The 22,784-nt window shown below is 68.1% G+C and carries 20 protein-coding genes and 1 pseudogene; 17 read left to right on the forward strand and 4 right to left on the reverse strand.

Annotation, left to right across the window (positions count from 1 at the left end):
* Together OG405_RS15570 and OG405_RS15575 are read left to right on the forward strand one after the other, a co-directional pair.
* Nucleotides 1-537 carry a chorismate--pyruvate lyase family protein gene (locus OG405_RS15570; protein ID WP_327147221.1) on the forward strand — a complete coding sequence of 179 codons (537 nt, stop codon included), beginning with the start codon at nt 1-3 and terminating at the stop codon, nt 535-537.
* On the forward strand, nt 534-1,751 hold the full coding sequence (locus tag OG405_RS15575; RefSeq protein ID WP_327147222.1) for a flavin-dependent oxidoreductase: 1,218 nt from the start codon (nt 534-536) through the stop codon (nt 1,749-1,751). Before OG405_RS15570 ends, OG405_RS15575 begins: the two co-directional genes overlap by 4 nt.
* A 30-nt stretch (nt 1,752-1,781) precedes the next feature.
* On the opposite strand, the gene OG405_RS15580 is transcribed toward OG405_RS15575, so the two are convergent.
* Nucleotides 1,782-2,606 (reverse strand): YceI family protein, encoded by an 825-nt coding sequence (locus tag OG405_RS15580; protein ID WP_327147223.1) that lies wholly within the window; start codon nt 2,604-2,606, stop codon nt 1,782-1,784.
* A 511-nt stretch (nt 2,607-3,117) separates the two neighbouring features.
* Here OG405_RS15580 and OG405_RS15585 point away from each other — a divergent pair.
* The gene (locus OG405_RS15585) at nt 3,118-4,092 is read left to right on the forward strand and encodes a TIGR03557 family F420-dependent LLM class oxidoreductase (protein ID WP_327147224.1); all 975 of its coding nucleotides are present in this window, start codon (nt 3,118-3,120) and stop codon (nt 4,090-4,092) included.
* 50 nt (nt 4,093-4,142) lie between these two features.
* On the opposite strand, the gene OG405_RS15590 is transcribed toward OG405_RS15585, so the two are convergent.
* On the reverse strand, nt 4,143-4,940 hold the full coding sequence (locus tag OG405_RS15590) for a VOC family protein (protein ID WP_327147225.1): 798 nt from the start codon (nt 4,938-4,940) through the stop codon (nt 4,143-4,145).
* Nucleotides 4,941-5,124: 184 nt separating this feature from the next.
* Here OG405_RS15590 and OG405_RS15595 point away from each other — a divergent pair.
* From OG405_RS15595 to OG405_RS15605, 3 genes and pseudogenes are all read left to right on the forward strand, one after another.
* Nucleotides 5,125-5,634: pseudogene (locus OG405_RS15595) on the forward strand (CoA transferase); the annotation flags it as partial.
* Nucleotides 5,631-6,569, forward strand: a complete 939-nt coding sequence (locus OG405_RS15600) for a hydroxymethylglutaryl-CoA lyase (RefSeq protein ID WP_327147226.1) — start codon at nt 5,631-5,633, stop codon at nt 6,567-6,569. The pseudogene OG405_RS15595 and the gene OG405_RS15600, both read left to right, overlap by 4 nt.
* Nucleotides 6,545-7,561, forward strand: coding sequence for a 2-hydroxyacid dehydrogenase (locus tag OG405_RS15605; RefSeq protein WP_442790561.1), 1,017 nt, complete (start codon nt 6,545-6,547; stop codon nt 7,559-7,561). The genes OG405_RS15600 and OG405_RS15605 overlap by 25 nt, the downstream gene beginning before the upstream one ends.
* A 134-nt stretch (nt 7,562-7,695) precedes the next feature.
* Here OG405_RS15605 and OG405_RS15610 read toward each other — a convergent pair whose 3' ends face one another.
* Both OG405_RS15610 and trpB read right to left on the reverse strand, forming a co-directional pair.
* Nucleotides 7,696-9,159: an MDR family MFS transporter gene (locus tag OG405_RS15610; RefSeq protein WP_327147227.1), complete on the reverse strand. Its 1,464-nt coding sequence runs from the start codon at nt 9,157-9,159 to the stop codon at nt 7,696-7,698.
* A 298-nt stretch (nt 9,160-9,457) separates the two neighbouring features.
* Nucleotides 9,458-10,699 carry a tryptophan synthase subunit beta gene (gene trpB / locus OG405_RS15615; protein ID WP_327147228.1) on the reverse strand — a complete coding sequence of 414 codons (1,242 nt, stop codon included), beginning with the start codon at nt 10,697-10,699 and terminating at the stop codon, nt 9,458-9,460.
* A 235-nt stretch (nt 10,700-10,934) separates the two neighbouring features.
* Here trpB and OG405_RS15620 point away from each other — a divergent pair, with 235 nt between their 5' ends.
* From OG405_RS15620 to OG405_RS15675, 11 genes are all read left to right on the forward strand, one after another.
* On the forward strand, nt 10,935-12,407 hold the full coding sequence (locus OG405_RS15620) for an NAD-dependent succinate-semialdehyde dehydrogenase (RefSeq protein WP_327147229.1): 1,473 nt from the start codon (nt 10,935-10,937) through the stop codon (nt 12,405-12,407).
* The gene (locus OG405_RS15625; protein WP_327147230.1) at nt 12,404-13,465 is read left to right on the forward strand and encodes a tartrate dehydrogenase; all 1,062 of its coding nucleotides are present in this window, start codon (nt 12,404-12,406) and stop codon (nt 13,463-13,465) included. Before OG405_RS15620 ends, OG405_RS15625 begins: the two co-directional genes overlap by 4 nt.
* Before the next feature lie 297 nt (nt 13,466-13,762).
* Complete coding sequence (locus OG405_RS15630; RefSeq protein WP_327147231.1) at nt 13,763-15,220, forward strand: catalase; 1,458 nt, start codon at nt 13,763-13,765, stop codon at nt 15,218-15,220.
* 95 nt (nt 15,221-15,315) lie between these two features.
* Nucleotides 15,316-16,281 (forward strand): glycerate kinase, encoded by a 966-nt coding sequence (locus tag OG405_RS15635; RefSeq protein ID WP_327147232.1) that lies wholly within the window; start codon nt 15,316-15,318, stop codon nt 16,279-16,281.
* 220 nt (nt 16,282-16,501) lie between these two features.
* Nucleotides 16,502-16,825, forward strand: coding sequence for a hypothetical protein (locus OG405_RS15645; protein ID WP_327152347.1), 324 nt, complete (start codon nt 16,502-16,504; stop codon nt 16,823-16,825).
* Between the two features lie 98 nt (nt 16,826-16,923).
* Nucleotides 16,924-17,058, forward strand: coding sequence for a hypothetical protein (locus OG405_RS15650; RefSeq protein ID WP_327147233.1), 135 nt, complete (start codon nt 16,924-16,926; stop codon nt 17,056-17,058).
* A 259-nt stretch (nt 17,059-17,317) separates the two neighbouring features.
* A complete protein-coding gene (locus OG405_RS15655; RefSeq protein WP_327152348.1) occupies nt 17,318-17,968 on the forward strand; it encodes an ABC transporter permease in 651 nt (216 codons plus the stop codon).
* On the forward strand, nt 17,961-19,148 hold the full coding sequence (locus tag OG405_RS15660; protein WP_327147234.1) for an ATP-binding cassette domain-containing protein: 1,188 nt from the start codon (nt 17,961-17,963) through the stop codon (nt 19,146-19,148). The genes OG405_RS15655 and OG405_RS15660 overlap by 8 nt, the downstream gene beginning before the upstream one ends.
* The gene (locus tag OG405_RS15665; protein WP_327147235.1) at nt 19,145-19,924 is read left to right on the forward strand and encodes an ABC transporter permease; all 780 of its coding nucleotides are present in this window, start codon (nt 19,145-19,147) and stop codon (nt 19,922-19,924) included. Before OG405_RS15660 ends, OG405_RS15665 begins: the two co-directional genes overlap by 4 nt.
* Nucleotides 19,921-20,898, forward strand: a complete 978-nt coding sequence (locus OG405_RS15670) for a glycine betaine ABC transporter substrate-binding protein (protein ID WP_327147236.1) — start codon at nt 19,921-19,923, stop codon at nt 20,896-20,898. The genes OG405_RS15665 and OG405_RS15670 overlap by 4 nt, the downstream gene beginning before the upstream one ends.
* Nucleotides 20,899-20,921: 23 nt before the next feature.
* Nucleotides 20,922-22,655, forward strand: a complete 1,734-nt coding sequence (locus tag OG405_RS15675; RefSeq protein ID WP_327147237.1) for an FUSC family protein — start codon at nt 20,922-20,924, stop codon at nt 22,653-22,655.
* Nucleotides 22,656-22,784 lie beyond the last annotated feature (129 nt).

Below are 22,784 nucleotides of genomic sequence, written 5' to 3' on the forward strand. Positions count from 1 at the left end.
GTGACGGAATTCCTCACGGACACAATGGAATCTGATCTACCGTCGGTTACCCGGATGTTGCTGCGCGCTGACGGATCCATGACGCGACTGCTGGAAGCGCTGGTCGGTCGACCGCTGGCACTCGACCTCACCGACCAGCGCATCACCATCGGCGGCGATCTCGACCCCGCCGTGCGCGCGGCACTGCACTGCGACGATGCCGACCCCGTCGTGGTCCGACGCTCGACACTCACCATGAGCGACGGTGCCGCCGTCTCCTGGAACTGCGTCGCTGTGGTCGCCACCGACGATGAACTCACCGCCCTGCTCACCGACGAGCGGCTGCCCATCGGTCACAGCCTGGCCGCCGCCCGCCGCCACCTCGCCCGCACCGTACTGGGCGCGGGAGTCACCCGCTGGCCCGTGGCCGGGAGCCAGGAAAACCTGGCCTGCGCCTACAAGGAGAGTGTGCTGTTCGACCACGGATCGACCGTGGTCGCGCATCTGCACGAGCGTTTCAACCCCGCCTACGTACCGTTACTGGAAACAGCTCGGTGAAAGTTCTCGTCGTCGGCGCGGGGATCGGCGGGCTGACGACGGCGCTGAGCCTGCACGCGGCCGGTATCGACGCCCGAGTGATCGACCGGGTGCAGAGATTGCACCCGTTGGGTGTCGGCATCAATCTGCTCCCGCACGCGACCGGCGCCCTCGCCGAACTCGGCCTGCACGACACACTCGCCGCCCAAGGGGTCGCCACCTCCGAACTGGTGCACTACGACAAATTCGGTAACGAGATCTGGCGGGAACCCCGCGGAATCGCGGCCGGGCACTCGTGGCCGCAATATTCGTTACACCGGGGGCGGTTACAAGCCCTGCTGCTGGACGCGGTCCTCGGACGACTCGGCCCCGGCGCGGTACGCACCGGCCATCGGTTCACCGCCGCGACACAGGAGGACCGGCGGGTACAAGTGACGGTCGAAGACCATACGACCGGTACCACCGCCCACCTGGCGGCGGATGTGGTGATCGGTGCCGACGGGCTGCACTCCGGAGTACGGGCGCATCTGTATCCGGACGAAGGCCGGCCGCGATGGAACGGGATCCGGATGTGGCGCGGTGTCGCCACCACTGCGCCGTTCCTCAGCGGGACGTCGATGCTGATGGCCGGTAGCAATCACGCCGCCAAACTCGTCGCCTATCCACTCACCACCGCCACACCCGGTGACGACGAGGTCCTCGTCAACTGGGTGGCCGAGGTGCGGATGGCACAGGATGCGCAGGGCGAGGCCGAGTGGACCCGTACCGGGCGGCTCGACGATGTACTTCCGCACTATCGCGACTGGCGGATCGCGGGCCTGGACGCCGCGGCCGTGCTGTCCTCCAGCGAGCCGCTACTGGAGTATCCGATGGTCGATCGGGACCCGTTGCCGCGCTGGAGTTTCGACCGGATCACCCTGTTGGGCGATGCCGCGCACCCGATGTATCCGGTCGGCTCCAACGGCGGCTCGCAGGCGATCCTCGACGCCAGGGCGGTAGCCGCCGGACTGGCGGGCACCGCCGATCCCGTCGCCGGATTGGCGGCCTACGAATCGGCGCGGCGCGAATCCGCCAATGCCGTCGTACTCGCCAACCGCGACATTCCGATGGACCGGACTCTGCGTACCGTCGCGGAGCGGGCACCGGCGGGGTTCGATCGCATCCAGGATGTGCTGTCCGAAGCCGAACTACGGGCGATCGGCGACGGATACCGCCGGACCAGCGCGACTCGGTAGCCGGCGAACCCGGCTACCACGTCCGTACCGCTACGCGGACTCGGGAAGCCGGTCTCCCTGCACAACCTGGATATCCAGGTCGATCTTGACCGTGGTCCCGACCGCCGCGACACCCGCGCGCACCACCGCGTTGTAGTCGATGGCGAAATCGTCACGCCGCAGGGTTGTCTCGGCGTGGAAGGCGGCCCGCACCCCGCCCCACGGATCCGGGCCGAACCCGCCGTAGGTCAGAGCGAGGTCGACCGGACGGCGCTGCCCGTGCAGGGACAGATCGCCCGACATCACCCAGGTATCGCCGCCCGTGCGGCTGAGGCCGTTGCTGAGGAAAGAGATCAGCGGATAGTTCTGGACGTCGAGGAAATCACTGGACCGCAGGTGGGTGTCGCGCATTTCGATGCCCGTGTCGATGGTGGCCGCCTTGATCTCGGCGTAGCCGGAGGTCTGTTCGAATCGGTCGGCGATATCGAGCCGGCCGCTCACCTCGGCGAAGCGCGCCTTGATACTGGAGATGCCCAGGTGGCGCGCCGTCGCTATCACCGAGGAGTGCACCGGATCGATGGTCCACGGGCCGGCCGGAGGCAGGGCGACGGCATCGACCACGGGCGCCAGCGCGATCTCGCCCAGCATGCCCGAACCCGACGACGAGATCTGCACCGCCCGCGCGGCGGGCTGGTATCCGGCGGCGGTGATCACGGCCGTGTGCACACCCGGACGCACCGGCTCGGTGGATACCGCTCCGCTCTCGTCGGATATCGCGCGGCAGATCTGCCGACCGCGCATATCCGTTACGGTCAGCACCGCTTCGGGTACGGGCCAGCCGTCGGCGCCGTGGATGCGACCGGTCAAACCGGACATGAGCATCACCTTTTCACCACTCAGAGTTGATTAGCACAAGCAACTAGTTGCCGGTGCCGAATATACCCACGCCACCGGACCGGCGACAGAGGCGCCCGCCGCACCGCTCGATGACCGGTAAGGGCGGGCGGGGTCGGCCCGGATCGCCGGCAGCGGCACACTGGCGCCTGGAGATCCACCGAATCCTCGGCGCGCACCCGAACGCTGCGTCCACACCGAGGCCGAGCGAGGGTTAGGCGGTCGAGTGCGGGGCCCGGCCCGAACCGGGCGCCCGGCGGCAACTCGGCGCGAATCGTGGTGGTCCCCACGTATCCACGACGTACTCGAGAACAACCGGGCCGCGCGTTGCGAACCTGGGCCCAGCGCCTCACCGAAACCTGGCCCCCGGCCGGCTGACGGCGCGCCGCCGGTTTCCGATGGAGGCGTCCGGGTATCGCGCATGCGTCCGGCGCCGCCACCCGCGTGCCCCGGCACCCGGTGCCCATCGACGACTACAGCGTTCGGAGGAACCATGGAAATCGGCTACAAACTCGCCGCCGAGGGATTCGGCCCCGCGGAACTGGTCCGGCAGGCCGTCCGCGCCGAAGCCGCCGGATTCGATTTCGTCGAGATGAGCGACCATTTCCACCCGTGGCTCGACAACCAGGGGCACTCGCCCTTCGTCTGGTCCGTACTCGGCGCCATCGCGGCCGAGACCGATCGGATCGGACTCGCCACCGGTGTCACCTGTCCGACCGTGCGATACCACCCCGCGATCATCGCGCAGGCGGCCGCCACCCTGGCCCTGCTCTCCGAGGGCCGTTTCACCCTGGGTGTCGGTTCCGGCGAACGCCTCAACGAGCATATCGTCGGGACCGGTTTCCCGGTCGATGTCGCCGGCCGCCATCAGCTGCTGCGGGAGGCGCTGGAGATCATCCGGTTGCTGTGGCGCGGCGGATACCGGTCATATGACGGCCGGTATCTGCAGTTGTCCGACGCTCGGGTGTTCGACCTCCCCGAAGAGTTGCCGGTGATCGCGGTAGCAGCCGGTGGTGGGAACGCTGCCGAAATCGCCGCGGAACTGGGCGACGGGCTCTTCGCCACCGAACCGAAGCCCGAACTGGTGGCCCGTTACGAGGCAGCCGGCGGCAACGGCCCGCGCTACGCCGAGGTCCCGATGGCCTGGGCACCCGACGAGCACACCGCGGCCCGCGCCGCCCTGGACACCACGCGCTGGGCGGTGACCGGCTGGAAGGTGATGAGCGAACTGCCGAACCCGGTGAATTTCGCGGCAGCCTCCGCGACGGTGCGCGAGGAGGACATGGTGGAGAAGTTCGCCTGCGGCCCGGACCCGCAGCGCTACCTCGACGTCACCCAACCCTTCGTGGACGCCGGGTTCGATCATCTGGTGATGCAGAACGCTGGGCCGGACCCCGACGGGTTCCTCGATTTCTACCGCGCGGAACTGGACGAGCCGCTACGCAAACTTGCCCCGCAACCGGCCTGACCGAGCCGCGGCCGCCGGGTCGGCGCGGTCGCATCGCCCGCCTGTAGGGGTCAGGACCGCATCTCGGTGGCCTGTGACGTATCGATGACGCCGAAGGTCTCGCCCTGCGGCGCGGTGAGCACGCCCATTCGACCGAACGGGCTGTCGTCGGGACCCATCAGCAGTGTCGCGCCCGAACCGGTGGCCGAGGCGAGAACGGCGTCGGTGTCCTCCACCTGGAACCAGGCCAGCCAATAGGACGGTCCGGCACCGGGATTCTTGGTGGAATCGTTGAGACCGCCGACGGGTTCACCGTCCGGAGTGAGGGCGAAGGTCGCGTAGTCGACGTTCACACCGTCACCGATCTCGGTGAACGTCCAGCCGAACACCTGTGCATAGAACTCCTGCGCCCGCTGGTAGCCGTCGGTGTGCAGCTCGTTCCAGCAATAGGCTCCGGGCTCGTTGTAGACCCCGGCACCGAAATGCTGTTTCGCCTGCCAGACTCCGAACGCCGCGCCGGTGGGATCGGTAGCGACGAGCATTCGGCCCGCGTCCAGCACGTCGAAGGGTGCGGCAAGGACGGTGCCGCCGGCGGCCACGATCGCGGCGGAGGTGTCATCGGCGCTATCGCTGGCGATGTAGGTCGTCCAGGTCGAGGGCACCGGGGACCCGGGCGGTTTGGGACCGATTCCGGCGGCCGGGCGACCGTTACGCAACGCCATCAGATAACCACCGGCCTCGGGTGCACTGTCGGCGATCTCCCAGCCGAACAGGGCGCGGTAGAACTCGCGGGCCCGGTTCGTATCGTCGACCTGGCAGTCGGCCCAGCACGGCGTGCCGGCCGGCCAGGGGGTTTCGTGTATCGGCATTGCGTGTCCTCCGTGTTCCGTGACGGGGTCGCACAAGTCGGGCGATGACGGGGCCTTGCGGCCGGATGGGACGAGCCCGGATGAGACAGGCACAGTGGGGCCGCGGATCAGTTGCGGGCCGCAGCCGGTGGTGAGGCCACCGTATCCAGCTCACGGCAGGTGGGCAACCACCTGGCAATGCGTTGACGCCTATCCGTGTCGCAACGGCGCCAGCATCATCGTGGCGGGCAACGGCGATGCCGTCTTCCGGCGCTATGTGGAAACCATCGGCCGGCCGGATCTGGGCGCCGACCCGGATCTGGGCGGTAACGCCGGCCGCTGGGCCCGCCGCGACGAACTGGTTGCCGCGATCGCCGACTGGACCATTCGGTACACCCGGTCCGACGCATTGCGGATCCTCGACGCGGCCGGGTGCCGTCGGGCCGATATACACTGCGGCCGATATCTGCGCCGACGACAAATATGCCGGGCGGAACATGATCCAGCGGTTCCAGGTGGACCCCGGCACCCACGAACCGGCGACCGTGGGCTTCGCCGGGATCGTCCCGGTGATCGGCGGGGCCTCGCTGCCGATCCGTACAATCGGCCCCGACCTGGGTGAACACACACGCGAGGTACTCGCCACGGTACTACGCCGCACCGGGACGAAATCGACGCCGTCACAGGCACTTCGGAAGCAGAGGTTTCGGGATGACCTTCACCTACACACCCACGGCGCATTTGCGTGATGTGACGCTGCGCGACGGACTGCAGCTCACCGGAAAACAGCTGGACACCGAGCGGAAGGTGGCGCTGGTCCGTGAACTGCTCGCACTCGGTGTGCCGGAGCTGGAGATCGGGTCCATGGCCCGCCCGGACCTGGTGCCTCCGCTGGCCGATTCGCTCGAGGTGATCGCGGCACTGACACCGTCCGAACTCGCGAAATGCTGGGTGTGGGTCGCCACACCACGCCATGTCGAGAAGGCCGCCGCGGCGGGCGCGCGAAATTTCCAGTACTGCTTGTCGGCGTCCGACTCACACAACCAGGCCAATATAGGACGCAGTACAGAGGACAGTGTCGCCGCGATGCCCGCCGCTATCGAACTCGCACGTGACTGCGACGGCGCCATCCAGTTGTGTATCGCGACCGCGTTCACCTGTCCGTTCGAGGGTGTCGTCGATCCCGCGCGGGTACTGGGCATCGCCGCGGATCCGCGTACCGAAGGCGCCGCCGATATCGTCGTCGCCGATACCCTGGGCCAGGCGGTACCCGCGCAGGTACAACAGCTGATACAAGCGGTTGGGCAGAGTACTCCCCCACGCCGAATCGTCTACCACGGCCACGACACCTGGGGCCTCGGCGTGGCGAACACCCTGGCGGCCATCGACGCGGGCGCCACGCTGGTGGACGGTTCGCTGGGCGGACTGGGCGGCTGCCCGTTCGCGCCCGGCGCGAGCGGCAACACCGCCACCGAGGACATATTGTTCGCCACCCGGCCCGATTGGCTCACGCCCGCCGTCCTGGCGACCGTGATCGAGACCGGGGAGGCGCTGCTCGCCGATCTGGGCGAACCCAACCGTGCCAGAACTGCCCAGGGCGCGCGCTCGGAGGCGCGCGCATTCGAATGGGTGATCGGCGACCGGTCGTGACGGCCACCGATTTCCTGGTCACCACCCCGCTGCCCGACCCCGGTATGCGGTTGCTGGAAGCTGCCGGATCGGTAACCGTGGCCGCGGCCCGGATGACGCGTGACGAGCTGGCGGATGCCTGCGCGTCCGGTGATCATCGGGTAGTCGTGGCTCAACTACAGGACGAATTCGACGCCGCGCTGCTGGAACGGGCGAAGATCGACGGAATCAGCAATTTCGCGGTGGGCTACAACAACATCGATATCGCCGCGGCCACGGCGAACTCGATCCTTGTGGGCAATACGCCCGGGGTACTCACCGATGCGACGGCCGACCTGACGCTGCTGCTGATCCTGGCCGTCGCGCGCCGGTGCGTCGAAGCCGACAGTCTGGTCCGGTCCGGGGAATTCCGCGGCTGGGAACCGGAGCTGTTGCTGGGCCACGATGTCAGCGGCCGAACCCTGGGGCTGGCCGGATTCGGCCGGATCGCACGGGCCACCGCGCGGCGCGCGCTCGCCTTCGGAATGACGGTGAACTTCAGCCCACGCCCACCCGGTGATCGCGTCGTGAGCGAGGAGGAACTCGGTGAATTCGCCGGGCGGGTACGGCAATTGCCGTGGCCCGAACTTATTACCACCAGCGATTATCTCTCGGTCCACGTCCCGCTGACCGAGCAGACCCGTCACCTCGTAGACGAATCCGTGCTCCGATCGATGAAATCATCGGCGATCTTGATCAATACCGCGCGCGGACCGATCGTGGACGAGCCCGCGCTGGTCGCAGCGCTGCGCGCGAGGACGATCGCGGGCGCGGGTCTCGATGTGTACGAGGACGAACCGCGGCTGGCGCCGGGTCTGGCCGAACTGCCCAATACCGTGCTGCTGCCGCATATCGGGAGCGCTACGGTCCCGGTCCGCGCCGAGATGGCCCGCCGCTGCGCCGAGAACGCCGTGGCCATGGCGCGCGGCGAACTTCCGCCGTATCCGGTCAATCCGGAAGCACGGGAACGTTGATCACCGGACAGCGGGCGGGCTCTTGTGACGGCTGGTGATTCGCGGCCGCAGGACGCCGCGAGGCAGTCCGGGCCCGGCGGTGACCTCGCCTGATCCGGTGCACCGATATGCCGAATACATCCGGGATCGGGCGATCAGACCTCCACGAGTTCGGGATCGGGCTTCTCGGTCTCGTCCGTCTCGCCGTGCGCGTCGGCCCTGTTCGGCAACAGGACCGCTGTGACGATCACGATGACCGACAGCGCCGCCGATACCACGAAGGCCAGTCGCATACCGTCGAGTTGCGCGGTCAGGGCATCGGTGCCGGCGGCCTCGAGTGCGGTGGTACGGCTCGCCATCACCGTCACCACCAGTGCCGTACCCAGCGCGGCGGCGACCTGCTGGAGGGTGCCCAGCATGGAACTGCCGTGCGAGTAGAGGTCCTCGGGCAGCGCACCCAGCGCCAGCGTGAACACCGGCGTGAACACCGCGGCCAGCGACACCATCAGCAGGACGTGCAGGGCCAGCGGCTGCCAGTACGGCATGGTGGCGGAGATCTGGGTGAACCCGGCCAGCGCGGCGGTGATACCGATCGAACCCGGGATCACCAGGAGGCGCCCCCCGAACCGGTCGAACAGGCGGCCGATCACCGGTCCGAGCAGACCCATGGCCAAACCGCCGGGCATGACCAGCAGACCGGTCTCGAGCGGCGACAGACCGCGCAGATTCTGCAGATACAACGGTAAGAGCATCATCGAACCGAGCATCGCCAGGAACGCGATCGCCATCAGGATCAAGCCCTTGGTGTAGGTACCCGAACGCAGGATCCGCAGGTCCATCAGCGGAGTACCGTGCCGCTGCAGCCACAGCTGCCGGGCGACGAACAGGCCGACCAGGGCCACTCCGGCCAGGGTGATCAGCGCCGGGGTGGTCACCGTACCGGCCTCGAAGCGGCTCAGCCCGTACACCAGGCTCCCGAAGCCGAGGGCGGCGAAAGCCACGCTGGACCAGTCGATCGCACCCGTCTCCGGTTCCCCGATGTCCTCCAGCCGCCGCAGCCCGAACCAGGTGACCACACCCGCGATCGGCAGCACGAGTACGAACAGCCAGCGCCACGACGCGACCTGCAATACCAGGCCGGAGACGACCGGGCCCATGGCCGGTGCCACCGAGATCGCCAGCGTCACATTGCCCATGACCCGCCCGCGGTCGCGTTCGGGCACCACCGTCATCAGCGTGGTCATCAGCAGCGGCATCATCACCGCGGTACCGCCGGCCTGGATGATCCGGCCGACGAGCAGCACCGCGAACGAGGGCGCCACGGCCGACAGCGCGGTGCCGGCGAGGAAGATGCCCATCGCCAGCGCATAGGCCCGCCGGGTGGTGACCCGCTGCAGGAACCAGCCGGTCACCGGGATGACGGCGGCCATGGTGAGCATGAAGGAGGTGGAGACCCACTGGGCAGCCCGCTCGGTGACCTCGAGGTCGTTCATCAGGCGCGGGATCGCATTGATCATGATGGTCTCGTTGAGGATCACCACGAAGGTCGCGATGACCAGCAACCGGACGACGGCCGGGGTACCTCCTCCGGTCCGGCGAACGGATAACAGGGCGGGCATCGGCTACCTCCGGCGGTCGTGAGCGAACTGGCATGTCACCCGGCCCGGTCGGCGAGGACCGTTGGCCGGCGTATACGTGAGAACAGACGGGTGAGCTGCGCTGCGCTCATCGGTGACGAGCCAGTTTTTCTGACGGCTACGCACGGGATCAATCGGTTTTCGGGCGTCCGTATTCCCGGTCACAGCCGGAACCGGCTGGTCCGGGCGGGCCGGCGCCGACCGGCCCTCGGGCTCATGTGAGTGAGGTCATGCCGGTTCGTCCGGCGGGCCGCCGGCCCCGACCACGGCTACCGACGGGTCAGGACAGGCCCAGTTGCCGGGCGGCGATATCGAGGTCCTTGTCGCCGCGCCCGGACAGACAGAGCAGGACGACCGCGTCGGCGGCCAGTTCACCGCGCTCGGCGAGGGCCATCAGACAGCCCACGGCGTGTGCCGACTCGAGGGCGGGAATGATCCCCTCGCTGTGCCCGAGTTCCTGCATCCCGCGTAAGGCGAGGTCGTCGGTGACGGGGAGCGAACTGAGCCGGCCACTGTCCTTCAGGTAGCTGAGTTCCGGGCCGACTCCCGGATAATCCAGTCCCGCGGCGACGCTGTGCGTCGCCGCGATCTGGCCGTCCTCGTCCTGTAGCAGGTAACTGAAACTGCCGTCGATCTCCCCGGGGCTGCCGGCGCTCAGCGCGGCCGCGTGCGCCCCGGTCTCCATGCCGCGCCCGGCGGCCTCCGCGCCGACCAACCGGACACCGGTATCGGCCACGAACGGCCGGAACGCGCCGAGAGCGTTGCTACCCCCGCCGATACAGGCGATCACATAGTCGGGCAACCGGCCCTCGGCGGTCAGGATCTGGGACCGGGCCTCGGCTCCGATCGGGTACTGGAAATCCCGCACGATACGCGGGTAAGGGGCCGGCCCGGCCGCACTGCCCAGTAGATAGTGGGTGGTATCCACCTGCGAGACCCAATCCCGGACGGATTCGGTGATCGCCTCTTTGATCCGGCGGTTCCCGGTTTCCACCACCCTGATCTCGGCACCGAGCAGCCGCATCCGGATCACGTTCGGCCGCTGCCGTTCAGCATCCACGGCACCCATATATACGGTGCAACTCAAACCGAGCATCGCCGCCACTGTCGCGACCGCTACTCCGTGTTGCCCCGCACCGGTTTCGGCAACGAGGCGGCGTTTGCCCATCCGCCGGGCCAGCAACCCCTGACCGAGCGCATTGTTGATCTTGTGCGACCCGGTGTGGGCCATATCTTCCCGTTTGAGATAGACCTTCGGTGCCGCCGCTCCCAGTCGCGCAGCGAAACGCGGCACCTGGTGCAGCAATGTGGGTCTGCCGACGCGAGTCCGCAGCAATCCGGTCAGTTCCCGGGTGAAAGCCGGGTCCACCCGCGCCAGATCGTAAGCGTTCTCCAGATCGAGCAGTGCGGCCATGAGACCCTCGGGGACGTATCTGCCGCCGAATCTCCCGTATCTGCCGCGCTCATCCGGGAAATCCCCGGGACGAAAGATATTCCGCTCGACCCCGTGACCGACGACCATCCAACACTCACATTCCCTGTTCCCGATTCCGCTGCGGAAAGTCTGTCGGCCCGGCGCGAGCTTCGGGTCACTTCCCGGCAACGAATTAGTTAACAGTCCTAAATGGATGGATTGTCGTCGCGACGTCGCGATGTGCGCAATCCGACCCTTCCCCACCACGAGAACTGCCCCGTATTGTAGGATTGTCGACAATATGGCCAGGCTGGCCGGCCGCCGACAGGGAGGAGCATCCACCATGCTCACGGAAGCCATACTCACCGCCGCCGAACGGAAAGCCGTCGAGTCGGTACCCACCGGGCTCTTCATCGACGGCCACGTACGTGCGACCGCCGAAACCATGCCCGTTCTCGATCCGGCTACCGGACACCGGTTGTGCGACGTCGCCGACGCCGGTCCCGAAGAGGGCCTGGCCGCACTCGATGCCGCGGCGGCCGCACAGGCCGACTGGGCACGCACCGCCCCGCGGGAGCGCAGCGAGATCCTCATGCGCGCGCACCGCATGCTGCTCGACGACGCCGATCGGCTCGCGCTGATCGCCACCCTCGAAATGGGCAAACCGCTGGCGGAAGCACGCGGTGAGATCACCTACGCCGCCGAGTTCTTCCGCTGGTTCGCCGAGGAAGCCGTCCGCCTCGACGGCGGCTACATGCCCGCGCCCGGCGGCGGCGCCCGATTCCTGGTGACCAAGCAGCCGGTCGGCCCCAGCCTGCTCATCACGCCGTGGAACTTCCCGATGGCCATGGGCGCCCGCAAGATCGGGCCCGCGCTCGCCGCCGGCTGCACCAGCGTGGTCAAACCCGCCGAGCAGACACCGCTGTGCACCCTGGCGCTGGCCCAGATCCTGCACGAAGCCGGGGTTCCCGCCGGGGTGGTGAACGTGGTGACTACCTCGGACCCGAGCGCACTGATGACACCGCTGATCCACGATCCGCGCTCGCGGAAACTGTCGTTCACCGGATCGACCGCGGTGGGCAAGAAACTGTTGGAGCAGTGCGCGCGGACCGTGATGCGTACCTCGATGGAACTGGGCGGCAACGCCCCCTTCATCGTCTTCGACGATGCCGACCTGGACGCGGCGGTCGAAGGAGCGCTGGCAGCGAAGATGCGCAATATCGGCCAGGCTTGCACCGCCGCCAACCGGTTCTTCGTGCAGCGCGGCGTCGTCGGCGAATTCGCCGAACGGCTGGCCGCGCGGATGGGCGAACTGCCGCTGGGACGCGGTACCGAACCCGGGGTCGTGGTCGGCCCGCTGATCGATGCCGACGCGGTGGCCAAGGTGACCGAACTCGTCGCCGACGCCCGCGCCCGCGGTGCCCGCGCCCTACTGGGTGGTGAACTACTCGACGGCCCCGGGCACTTCTACCCGGCCACCGTCCTGGTGGATGTGCCCGACGAGGCACAGATCTGTCATACCGAAGTCTTCGGCCCGGTCGCGAGCATCGCGACCTTCGATACCGAAGACGAGGCCGTGGAACGCGCCAACGACACCCCCTACGGCCTGGTCAGCTATGTGTACACCGAAGGTCTGCGGCGTGGTCTGCGGATCTGCGAAGCTCTGGACACCGGAATGGTCGGCTTGAACCAGGGCGTCGTATCCAACCCGGCGGCCCCGTTCGGCGGGGTGAAAGAATCCGGTCTCGGCCGCGAAGGCGGCCTGATCGGCATCGACGAATTCCTCGAGATCAAATACATCGGAGTGCCACTGTGAATTCCTATCGGATCGCGACGATTCCGGGCGACGGCATCGGCGTCGATGTCACCGCCGAGGCGGTGAGAGTTCTCGACCGGGTACTGCCCGGAATCGAATGGACCGAATTCGACTGGTCCTGCGAGAACTATCTGCGTACCGGCGCGATGATGCCCGCCGACGGTCCCGAGCAGCTCGCCGGGTTCGACGCGATTCTGCTCGGCGCGGTCGGTTTCCCGGGAGTACCCGACCACATCTCGCTGTGGGGGTTGCTGATCCCACTGCGCCGGGCCTTCGGCCAGTACGTGAACCTGCGCCCGGTCCGGCTGCTGCCCGGCACCACCTCGGCGCTGCGCGATCGCACCGCCGCCGATCTCGACCTGCTCATCGTGCGAGAGAACTCCGAAGGCGAGTACTCCGAGATCGGCGGCCGGCACAATCCCGGCCGACCGGACGAATTCGTTCTGCAGGAGTCCGTTTTCACGCGGGTCGGCTGCGAGCGGATCATCCGCTACGCCTTCGAGCGGGCGACCGAACGCGCGGGGCGGGTCTGCTCGGCCACGAAATCGAACGGCCTCATCCACTCCATGCCCTATTGGGACGAGGTGTTCGAGCGGATCGCCGCGGAGTATCCGGCGGTGCAGACCCGGCAGATGCACGTGGACGCGCTGGCCGCCGAAATCGTGCTGCACCCCGACCGGCTCGATGTCATCGTCGGCTCCAATCTCTTCGGTGACATCCTCTCCGACCTGGCCGCCGCCGTCACCGGCGGTCTCGGGCTGGCCCCCTCCGGCAATATCAACCCCGCCCGGGACGCGCCGTCGATGTTCGAAGCCGTCCACGGCAGCGCGCCCGATATCGCGGGCCAGGGCATCGCCAACCCGGTGGCGCAGATTCTCGCGGGCGCCATGCTGCTCGACCACCTCGGCGAGCACGTCGCCGCCGCGGCGGTCGACCGGGCTGTCACCGATGTCCTAGGCAACGACGGTCCGCGCACCCCGGACCTCGGCGGCACCGCGACCACCACCGAGGTAGGGACCGAGATCGCCGACCGCGCGTCGGCGCTGCTGCACGTCTGAGCACGGATCCGGGACCGACGCCGTCGCCCGTCGGTCCCGGACACCTCTCGGCCCGGGGCGGGCCCTGGGCTCCGACCCCCTGCGATACTGCTCGATGTACGGTGACCTGCGTATACAACCGTATCGACAGCCGCGTTTCTTTCCTTCCTGATTGCCCGGTGACATTCTGGGAAGAGCTAGTGTGTGGACGGCCCGGGCCAGGTTTCGCTTCCTCGCGCTCGATTCGGCCACGCGATCAGGCCACCGGTTCCGCAGCCCCGGAGCCGGTCCATTCGCTCGGAAGGAGACGCCGAGAGTATGACCAGCGAGCAGCCCGAAATCCTGACGACCGATGCCGGCATTCCGGTCGAAAGCGACGAGCATTCACTCACCGTCGGCCCGGACGGGCCGATTCTGTTGCAGGACCACTACCTCATCGAACAGATGGCGCAGTTCAACCGGGAGCGGATCCCGGAGCGTCAGCCGCACGCGAAGGGCAGTGGCGCCTTCGGCCGCTTCCAGGTGACCAACGACGTCAGCGCGTACACGAAGGCGGCCGTCTTCCAGCCGGGTACCGAGACGGAGATGGTCGCCCGGTTCTCCACGGTCGCGGGGGAACGCGGCAGCCCCGATACCTGGCGCGACCCGCGCGGTTTCGCCCTGCGCTTCTACACCGGCGAGGGCAACTACGACATGGTCGGCAACAACACTCCGGTGTTCTTCATGCGCGACCCGATGAAGTTCCAGAACTTCATCCGCTCCCAGAAGCGCCGCGCGGACAACAATCTGCGCGACCACGATATGCAGTGGGATTTCTGGACCCTGTCGCCGGAGTCCGCGCACCAGGTCACCTGGCTGATGGGCGATCGCGGTATCCCCAAGACCTGGCGGCATATGAACGGCTACTCCAGCCACACGTATATGTGGGTCAATGCCGGCGGTGAGAAGTTCTGGGTCAAGTACCACTTCAAAACCGACCAGGGCATCGATTTCCTCACCCAGGAGGAAGCCGACCGCCTCGCGGGCGCCGACAGCGACTATCACATGCGTGATCTCTATCAGTCCATCGATCGGGGCGAATACCCGAGCTGGACGCTCTACATGCAGATCATGCCGTTCGGCGAAGCACAGAACTACCGGTTCAATCCCTTCGACCTCACCAAGGTGTGGCCGCACAGCGACTATCCGCTGATCGAGGTCGGCCGCATGACGCTGGACCGCAACGCCACCGACAACCACACCGAGATCGAACAGGCGGCGTTCCAGCCGAACAATCTGGTGCCCGGTATCGGCCCCAGTCCGGACAAGATGCTGCTGGCCAGGATCTTCTCCTACGCCGACGCGCACCGAGCCCGGCTGGGCTCCAACTACCAGCAGATCCCCGTGAACGCGCCACACGTCCCGGTGCACAGTTACAGCAAGGACGGCGCGATGCGTATCCATCCGGTCTCGGATCCGGTGTACACGCCGAACTCCAAGGGCGGACCGCGACCCGATACCGCCCGCTACGGTGAGCCGGCGGGCTGGCATACCGACGGCGATCTGGTGCGCGGCGCCTACACGCTGCACGCCGAGGACGACGACTGGGGGCAGGCGGGGACCATGGTGCGCGATGTCCTCGACGACGCGGCCCGGGAGCGGCTGGTGCACAATATCGTCGGCCATCTGCTGGACGGTGTGAGCCGGCCGGTGCTCGAGCGTGCTTTCGAATACTGGCGCAATGTCGACAAGGAACTCGGTGACCGCGTAGAGAACGGTGTCGCCGCGAAGTCCTGATCGCCGCGACGACGGCCGCGGGAGCCCCCGCGGCCGTCGTTCGGCCGGGCCGATTCGAGCCCGCTAGAGTCGTCCGCCATGAGCGTGTGCGTGATATGACCATCCTCATCTGTCCCGACAGTTTCAAAGGCACCTTCACCGCCGCCGAGGTCGCCGACGCCATCGCCGGGGGCGCCGAGGAGTCCGGGGCGACCGCGGTTCGGCTCCCGGTCGCCGACGGCGGAGAGGGCACCCTCGCCGCGCTCACCGCGCCACTCGGACTCCGCACGGTGACGGCCGCGGCACGAAACCCCTGGGGCGCCCCGCACGCGGTGACCTTCGGCTTGTCCGGGGACGGCACCGCCGTCATCGAGATCGCCGCGGCCAGCGGTATCACCACCCCGCACGACGGCCCGCGCGATCCCGTCACCGCCAGTACCTACGGCACGGGCATGCTGGTCGCGGAGGCGGTGCGGCGCGGGGCGCGGCGGATCGTGGTGACTGCGGGCGGTTCGGCCACCACCGACGGCGGCGCCGGAGCGATCGCGGCCATCGAGGAATCGGGTGGCCTCGGCGGGGCATCCCTCATCGTGCTCACCGATGTGACCACCCGCTATGTGGAGGCGGCACGCGTCTTCGGGCCGCAGAAGGGTGCCGATCCCGCCACGGTCGAACTACTCACCCGGCGCCTCGCCGATACCGCTCGAACACTGCCGCGCGACCCCTCCGACGTCGACTCGACCGGGGCGGCGGGCGGTTTCTCGGGGGGAATGTGGGCACAGTACGGGGCCGAATTGCGCTCGGGCGCCGAGTATGTGCTCGACAGCGCGGGATTCGACACTCTCGCCGACCGGGCGAGCACGATCGTCGTCGGCGAAGGCCGGCTCGACGGTCAGACCCGGGCCGGCAAGATCATCTCGGCTGTCCTCGCGCGGGCCGGGACCGTCCCGGTCTACGCGGTGGTGGGCTCGGTCGGTGCCGATCTGGGCGACTTTCGATCACGGTTCGCCGAGATCATCGTGGCCTCCGACACGGACGCCATGCGCGCGGCGGGACGACGGATCGGCGCCGTCGCGCCCTGACCGGCGCGTACCGGGTGATCGGTCAGGCCGCGGTGTCGAGATCGGGCGGGAATCCACCGGTGGCGATCGGACCCCACCGCTGGATCTCCATACGGATGAGCGATTGGTTCGGCCGCGCCATGGCGGCCCGGACCCGCCGCCGGCCGGTTGATTCAACCGTCGCCCAACGGGTATTCGCTGCGATGTCCCTGGTCGCAGGCTCGACAGGAAGGACATGACCATGGTCGCCGGACACGACGATCCGAATCAGAGCAATTCCCCGAGTGAACATCGTTTCCCCGACGACGCACGGACCACGCGCTCGCACGCCGGAGAATCCATCGAGGACCGGCGCAACTGGCCGGGCATCATTCTGGCTGCCGTGGGCATCGTGATGGTGGGCCTGACCTTGACGGCGGCCGGTTACGGTTTCGCCGGCTGGGCGGTCATCGCCGGGATCGCCGGCGTGATCTGCCTGATCGCCGGTGGACTGATCGTGGTGGCCGAGCATCGGCGCATCAAGGCCGAGGAGGGTGTGCCCCTGCGGGAACCGCGTGGCCACTGATCAGCGCCGGGGTCGAGTCACCGGGCTCGTCCCTCACAGTCACGCTGAACAGCGCCGATCCGCTGGTTGAACGAGCCGGGCAAGGGTAAGCGCACCGTATGGAACTACTGATCATCCTCGCGATAGCGATCCTGGTCGCCGCAGTGGTCGGGTACCGGATGTGGAAGGGGCAGCGGCCGGGGGCCCTCGATTCCCCGGACAACGACGGCAACCCGCACCGCGACGACCAGTAGCCTGCCCGACTCCGCGTCCCACAGCGGCGCGACGTCGGCGAGCCGCGCCGCGCCGGTGCGGGGTGCCCACCTCGGAAGCGGTACACCGGGCCTACCGTGTTTCGATTCCGCCCACCCGGGGCACTCTCCCCGCGGGACGCGGTGGGCAGCCGCCGGGTCCGCGCCTACTCTCGACGGTCGCACGTGCTCCGGGAAAACCGGTCCGGGCGTGGCGAGGTCGCGATAGCCTCGCTGCAGGCCCGGAAGGGGAGGTCGGATCCTGGATACGTGGTGGAACTTCGTCGTGGGACGGCGGCATCAGCTTTTCGTGGACTCCTATCTGCATGTATCGGCGGTCGTTCAGTCGCTGCTCATCGCGACAACGGTGGCGGTTCTCGTCGGGGTGGCGGTCTATCGGAGTCCGTTCGGATCAGCGGCCGCGACCGCCGCGGCCGGCACGATTCTGACCGTTCCCTCCTTCGCCCTGCTCGGTCTGCTCATCCCGCTGATGGGCCTGGGTGTCGCGCCGACAGTGACCGCTCTGGTGCTCTACGCGCTGCTACCGATCCTGCGCAATACGCTCATCGGTCTCTCCTCGGTCGATACCGCGGTGGTGGACGCCGCTCGCGGGGTCGGGATGAACCGGTTACGGGTGCTCGCCGCGATCGAACTGCCGCTGGCCTGGCCGTCGATCCTGACCGGTATGCGGGTGAGTACCCAGTTGATCATGGGCATTCTGGCGCTCGCCGCCTACGCGAAAGGCCCCGGTCTGGGCAATCTGATCTTCTCCGGTCTGGCCCGGCTCGGTAGCCCCAACGCGGTACCGCAGGCGCTCACCGGCACAGTACTGATCGTCGTGCTGGCCCTGGTTCTCGACGGGATCTTCGTCCTCGTCGGTCGTTTCACCATCCCGAGGGGAATTCGTGCCTGATTCCGAGACCCGTACCGGCGCACCGGCGGTGTCCGGTGTGGAGATCGTGCTCGACGCCGTGACCAAACAGTATCCGGGCCAACGTGATCCGGCTGTCGACGCGGTAACGATGACGATTCCGGCGGGTGAGATCGTGGTACTGGTCGGGCCGTCGGGCTGCGGCAAGACCACCACCATGCGGATGATCAACCGGTTGATCGAACCCACCTCCGGGACGGTCACCATCGACGGCCACGACGCCGCCGGAATCGATGCCGACCGATTGCGCCGCGGGATCGGATACTCGATCCAGCAGGCCGGTCTGTTCCCGCATATGACCGTGGCGAAGAACATCGCGACAGTCCCCGGGTTGATCGGGTGGGAACGTAAACGGATCGCCGCCCGCACCGACGAGATGCTGGAACTGGTCGGCCTGGACCCGGATATCTACCGGCGCCGGTATCCGCGCCAACTCTCCGGCGGTCAGCAGCAACGGGTGGGAGTCGCACGGGCGCTGGCCGCCGATCCGCCGATCCTGCTGATGGACGAACCGTTCGGCGCGGTGGACCCGATCACCCGGGGGCTGCTCCAGGACGAACTGCTGCGGCTACAGGCCGAACTGGGCAAGACGATCGTTTTCGTCACCCACGATTTCAACGAGGCGGTGAAACTCGGCGACCGGATCGCGGTGCTGGGCGATCACTCCCGGATCCTGCAGTACGACCGGCCGGCCGCGATCCTGGCCGACCCGGCCGACGATACGGTGGCCGGATTCGCCGGATCCGACGCCTCGCTCAAACAGTTGACATTGACCCGTATCCACGAAGTGGCGCTGGGCGCATGCGCCACCGTCACCGAGGACGCTCCGGTGGAGGCGGCGCGCGCGGCGCTCGCCGAGCAGCCACGCGCGCTGGTACTCGACACGGCGGGCCGCCCGCTGCGTTGGATCGCGGCCGAGCATCTCGCCCACGCCGGCTCGATCAGCGAAGCCCTGTCCACACCGGTGGAAACACTGCCCGCGGAAGCGACCCTGCAGGAGGCGCTGGCGGCGCTGCTCGGCGATGGGAACGCGACCGCGGTGGTCACCGGGCCGCGCGGCGAGTACGCGGGACTGGTCACCATCGACACCCTCGTCGGTCATCTGGCCGCGCTGCGTTCCGCTGACGGCGCGGGTGCACCGGCCGCGGATGTGCCGGCATGACCGCCACTGTGACGGCGGGAGTGCCCGGAAAGCGAACCGCGCAGTGGCGGGCCGAACGGCTGCGGCTGCTGATCCAGCCGGTGCTCGTCGTGTTGCTCACCGCGGGAGTCCTGCTCTGGGCGTTCCGGCGTGACCTGACGATCACCCAGCAGGCCAGTCTCAACGCGGGCAATATCGCCACCGTCACTCGGCAGCACGTGCTGATCACCGCGACGGTGGTATCGCTCGTGGTGGTCGTCGCGGTACCGCTGGGCACGTTGCTCACCAGGCCCGGGTATCGCCGGCTCGCCCCGTTCTTCGTCGGTATCGCCAATATCGGTGCCGCCGCACCGGCGATCGGGCTGATCGTGCTCTTCTACCTCGTCACGCGGACCACGGGGTTCTGGATCGGGGTCGCGCCGATAGCGTTCTATTCGCTGCTCCCGGTGCTGCGCAACACCATCCTCGGTTTCCAGGAGGTGGATCCGTTGCTCGTGGACGCCGGGCGCGGACAGGGAATGTCGGCGGCGACGGTGCTGCGCCGGATCGAATTCCCTCTCGCGGTCCCCTACATCCTGGCCGGATTGCGCACCTCGCTGGTACTGGCCGTGGGCACCGCGACACTGTCGTTCCTGGTCAGCGCGGGCGGTCTGGGGATCCTCATCGATACCGGCTACAAGCTGCGTGACAATGTCACGCTGGTGGTGGGCGCGGTCCTGGCGGTCGCGCTGGCGCTGCTGGTCGACTGGCTGGGCGCGGTGGCCGAACAGTTCCTCGGCCCACGGGGGCTGAAATGAGAGCCACTCGATCACCGCGACTTCTGCTCCTGGTGGCCGTACTGCTACTGGCCGGATGCGGTCTGCAAGCCGGTAGCGCGGTGCCGCTGCAGGTGGGCCCGGGCAGCATCCGCCCGGCACCAGAACTCGCGGGCGTATCGATCACCGTGGGGTCCAAGGATTTCACCGAACAGAACATCCTCGGCTACATCATCGAATTCGCGATGGTCGCCGCCGGGGCCGAGGTCCGGGATCTGACCGATATCCAGGGCTCCAACAGTCTGCGCGACGCCCAGGTGAACGGCCAGATCGATATCGCCTACGACTACACCGGTACCGGCTGGGTCAACTATCTCGGCAACGAGAAACCCGTCCCGGACGAACAGGGACAGTTCGAGGCCGTGCGCGACGCCGATCTGGCCGCGCACGCGATGCTGTGGACGGCGATGGCGCCGATGAACAACACCTACGCCCTGGCGACCGCGCGGCGCACCGCCGAACGCACCGGCACCTGGACTCTGTCGGACTACGCGGATCTCGTCGCCACCGACCCCGCCGCGGCGAGCACCTGTGTCGGCACCGAGTTCAATGTGCGTCAGGACGGGTTCCCCGGCGTGACCCGCGCCTACGGTATCGACGGCGGCCGGGTGCCCAAACGCATTGTCCAGGACGCGGTGGTCTACCAGGCGACCGCCGACGCCACCCAGTGCGGATTCGGCTCGGTCGCGGCCACCGACGGCCGCATCCCGGGCCTGGACCTGGTCCTGCTGCGTGACGACCGATCCTTCTTCCCCAAGTACAATGCCGCTCTGGTGATGCGCGCGGACTTCGCCCGGGCGCATCCGCGGGTCGCCGAGGTCATGGCGCCCATCTCGCGGCTGCTGACCAACGAGTCGATCACCGAACTGAACCGGCAGGTCGATGTCGAGGGCCGCGAGCCCGCGGAGGTGGCTCGCGACTGGATGATCGAACAAGGGTTCGTCACCGAGGAGTAAACGGCCGGACAAGGAGTTGACGGATGGTAGCCCCGGACGGCCCGAAGCTTCCCTCACCCGCTCCGGCCCGATCGGTGCTCTTCGGGCTCCCGCCGGCCGGTCGGCGGCTGCCCGGTGCGGCGCGGGCGGCCCTGGCTTTCGGTGCTCCCGCACTGATCGCGGTCGCCCTCGGGCACGAACAGCAGGGTCTGATGGCGGCGACCGGCGCGCTGGCGGTGATCTTCGGGGAAGGTCAGGTCTACCGCCGACGGTGGCGGATTGTCGGCGCGGCCGCGCTGTCCCTCACGATTTCGGGCTTCGCCGGTGGCCTGACCGGCGAACTGATCCACCAGCGGATCGCCGCGGGCGGCTCGCACTGGTGGCAGTTACTGCTCGTCCTGCTGATGTCGGCGGTAGCGGTGACCGGCACTTTCGTGAACTCGGCACTGCGTCTGGGTCCCCCGGGCGGTTTCTTCTTCGTATTGGCCGCCGGTGTCGGCGCGCTGATCGTGGGGCACGGGGTCCCGCCTGGTCAGGCCGCGCTGTGGACGGCCATCGGTGGGGTCAGCGCTTTGCTGGTCGGGATGTCGGCGGCGCTGACCAGGACGCACAGCCCGGAAGAGCGGGCGGTGGTGGCCGCGGTCGCGGCGGTAGGCGACTATGCCGCACTCGATCCCGTGGCCGGTGATCGGGTGGACGCGCGGTACGCGACCGCGATGAAGATGCAGGCGGCCTGGGCGCTGCTCGACGATGCCCGGCGCACCGGCGACGACCCGCTCGCCGCTACGCTGGCCGACGCCCAGCGCACCTTCGCCGGAGCACTCCACCGCAACGGGTCCGGCAACGACGAATCGGATCTGCTGTTCGATACCGGCCGTCCGGCACCGACCCCTCGGCCGTCGTTGCGCTACCGGATACTGCGGTCACTGTCCCCGGACAGTCATGCGGTGGTGTCGGCGAACCGGATCGGAATCGCCGCGGTGCTCGCCGGTTGTTCGACGGTCGCACTGGATCTCGGCCGACCGGACTGGGCGGTGCTCACCGTCACCGTGCTGCTGCACCAGGGCCCGGACCGGGTGCGCGGCACCTATCGCGGCGTGCACCGGATCGGCGGTACCGCGCTGGGGCTGGTGCTGTTCGCCGCGCTCTATACCCTGGAGCCGCGGGGCTGGGCGCTGATACTGATCCTGATGACCTTGCAGTTCGCGATCGAAATGTTCGTGGCCCGCAACTACGGGCTCGCGGTCGTGTTCATCACTCCGCTCGCCCTGCTGATGGGCGGCGGCGGCAAATACGGCGATATTTTCCCGGTGCTGCGCGACCGCCTGCTCGAGAGCCTGATCGGAGTGGCGATCGGGTTGACCGCCCTGTGGGCGATCGACCGGCGTGCTCACCGGCGGGTCCTGCTGCGCAACGATCAGCGGGTGCTGGAAGTCCTCGATCGGCTCCTGCCCCGGATAGCACCGAGCCGGGCCGAACGGGACATCGCCCCCAGCCCTCGGCACCCCGCATCACCGCATGCCCACACAGTGGCACCCGGGACAGCGGTCCTGCGGCGGGAGCTGGAATTCGAACTGATGGGTTCCACCCTCGGCGCGATCGACGCCGCCCACAACGAACCCGAATGGGCGCGTGCGCACTGGACTCGGCATCAGCGCATCCGTCGACTGGGCCACGAAGTGCTCGCTGCGACCCGGCAGGCCCCGGGGAACGGGAATATCCCCGGTGATACCGCACAGCTGGGTCGCTGGTCGAGCAGCCTCGCCGAACTGGCATAGCCCGCCGGTCGGGCACAACCGAGCGGATATCACGGCACGATGGGCCGGCGCAGGATCGCATCGATCTCGTCCCGGTCACCCGACACGGCAACGTCCGCCTCTTCCGCACTCGCCCGCCCCCACCGCAGC

This window comes from Nocardia sp. NBC_01329 (genome assembly GCF_035956715.1).
In the GTDB taxonomy this organism is placed as follows: domain Bacteria; phylum Actinomycetota; class Actinomycetes; order Mycobacteriales; family Mycobacteriaceae; genus Nocardia.

Bases quoted from the DNA above. Each gene is read 5' to 3' on its own strand.
- OG405_RS15585 (WP_327147224.1), top strand. From the start codon at position 3,118: ATGGAAATCGGCTACAAACTCGCCGCCGAGGGATTCGGCCCCGCGGAA.
- OG405_RS15670 (WP_327147236.1), top strand. From the start codon at position 19,921: ATGAGAGCCACTCGATCACCGCGACTTCTGCTCCTGGTGGCCGTACTG.
- trpB (WP_327147228.1), bottom strand. From the start codon at position 10,699: ATGGTCGTCGGTCACGGGGTCGAGCGGAATATCTTTCGTCCCGGGGAT.
- OG405_RS15590 (WP_327147225.1), bottom strand. From the start codon at position 4,940: ATGCCGATACACGAAACCCCCTGGCCGGCCGGCACGCCGTGCTGGGCC.
- OG405_RS15675 (WP_327147237.1), top strand. From the start codon at position 20,922: ATGGTAGCCCCGGACGGCCCGAAGCTTCCCTCACCCGCTCCGGCCCGA.
- OG405_RS15610 (WP_327147227.1), bottom strand. From the start codon at position 9,159: ATGCCCGCCCTGTTATCCGTTCGCCGGACCGGAGGAGGTACCCCGGCC.
- OG405_RS15630 (WP_327147231.1), top strand. From the start codon at position 13,763: ATGACCAGCGAGCAGCCCGAAATCCTGACGACCGATGCCGGCATTCCG.
- OG405_RS15620 (WP_327147229.1), top strand. From the start codon at position 10,935: ATGCTCACGGAAGCCATACTCACCGCCGCCGAACGGAAAGCCGTCGAG.
- OG405_RS15605 (WP_442790561.1), top strand. From the start codon at position 6,545: ATGGGTGATCGGCGACCGGTCGTGACGGCCACCGATTTCCTGGTCACC.
- OG405_RS15635 (WP_327147232.1), top strand. From the start codon at position 15,316: ATGACCATCCTCATCTGTCCCGACAGTTTCAAAGGCACCTTCACCGCC.
- OG405_RS15645 (WP_327152347.1), top strand. From the start codon at position 16,502: ATGGTCGCCGGACACGACGATCCGAATCAGAGCAATTCCCCGAGTGAA.
- OG405_RS15665 (WP_327147235.1), top strand. From the start codon at position 19,145: ATGACCGCCACTGTGACGGCGGGAGTGCCCGGAAAGCGAACCGCGCAG.
- OG405_RS15580 (WP_327147223.1), bottom strand. From the start codon at position 2,606: ATGTCCGGTTTGACCGGTCGCATCCACGGCGCCGACGGCTGGCCCGTA.
- OG405_RS15650 (WP_327147233.1), top strand. From the start codon at position 16,924: ATGGAACTACTGATCATCCTCGCGATAGCGATCCTGGTCGCCGCAGTG.
- OG405_RS15600 (WP_327147226.1), top strand. From the start codon at position 5,631: ATGACCTTCACCTACACACCCACGGCGCATTTGCGTGATGTGACGCTG.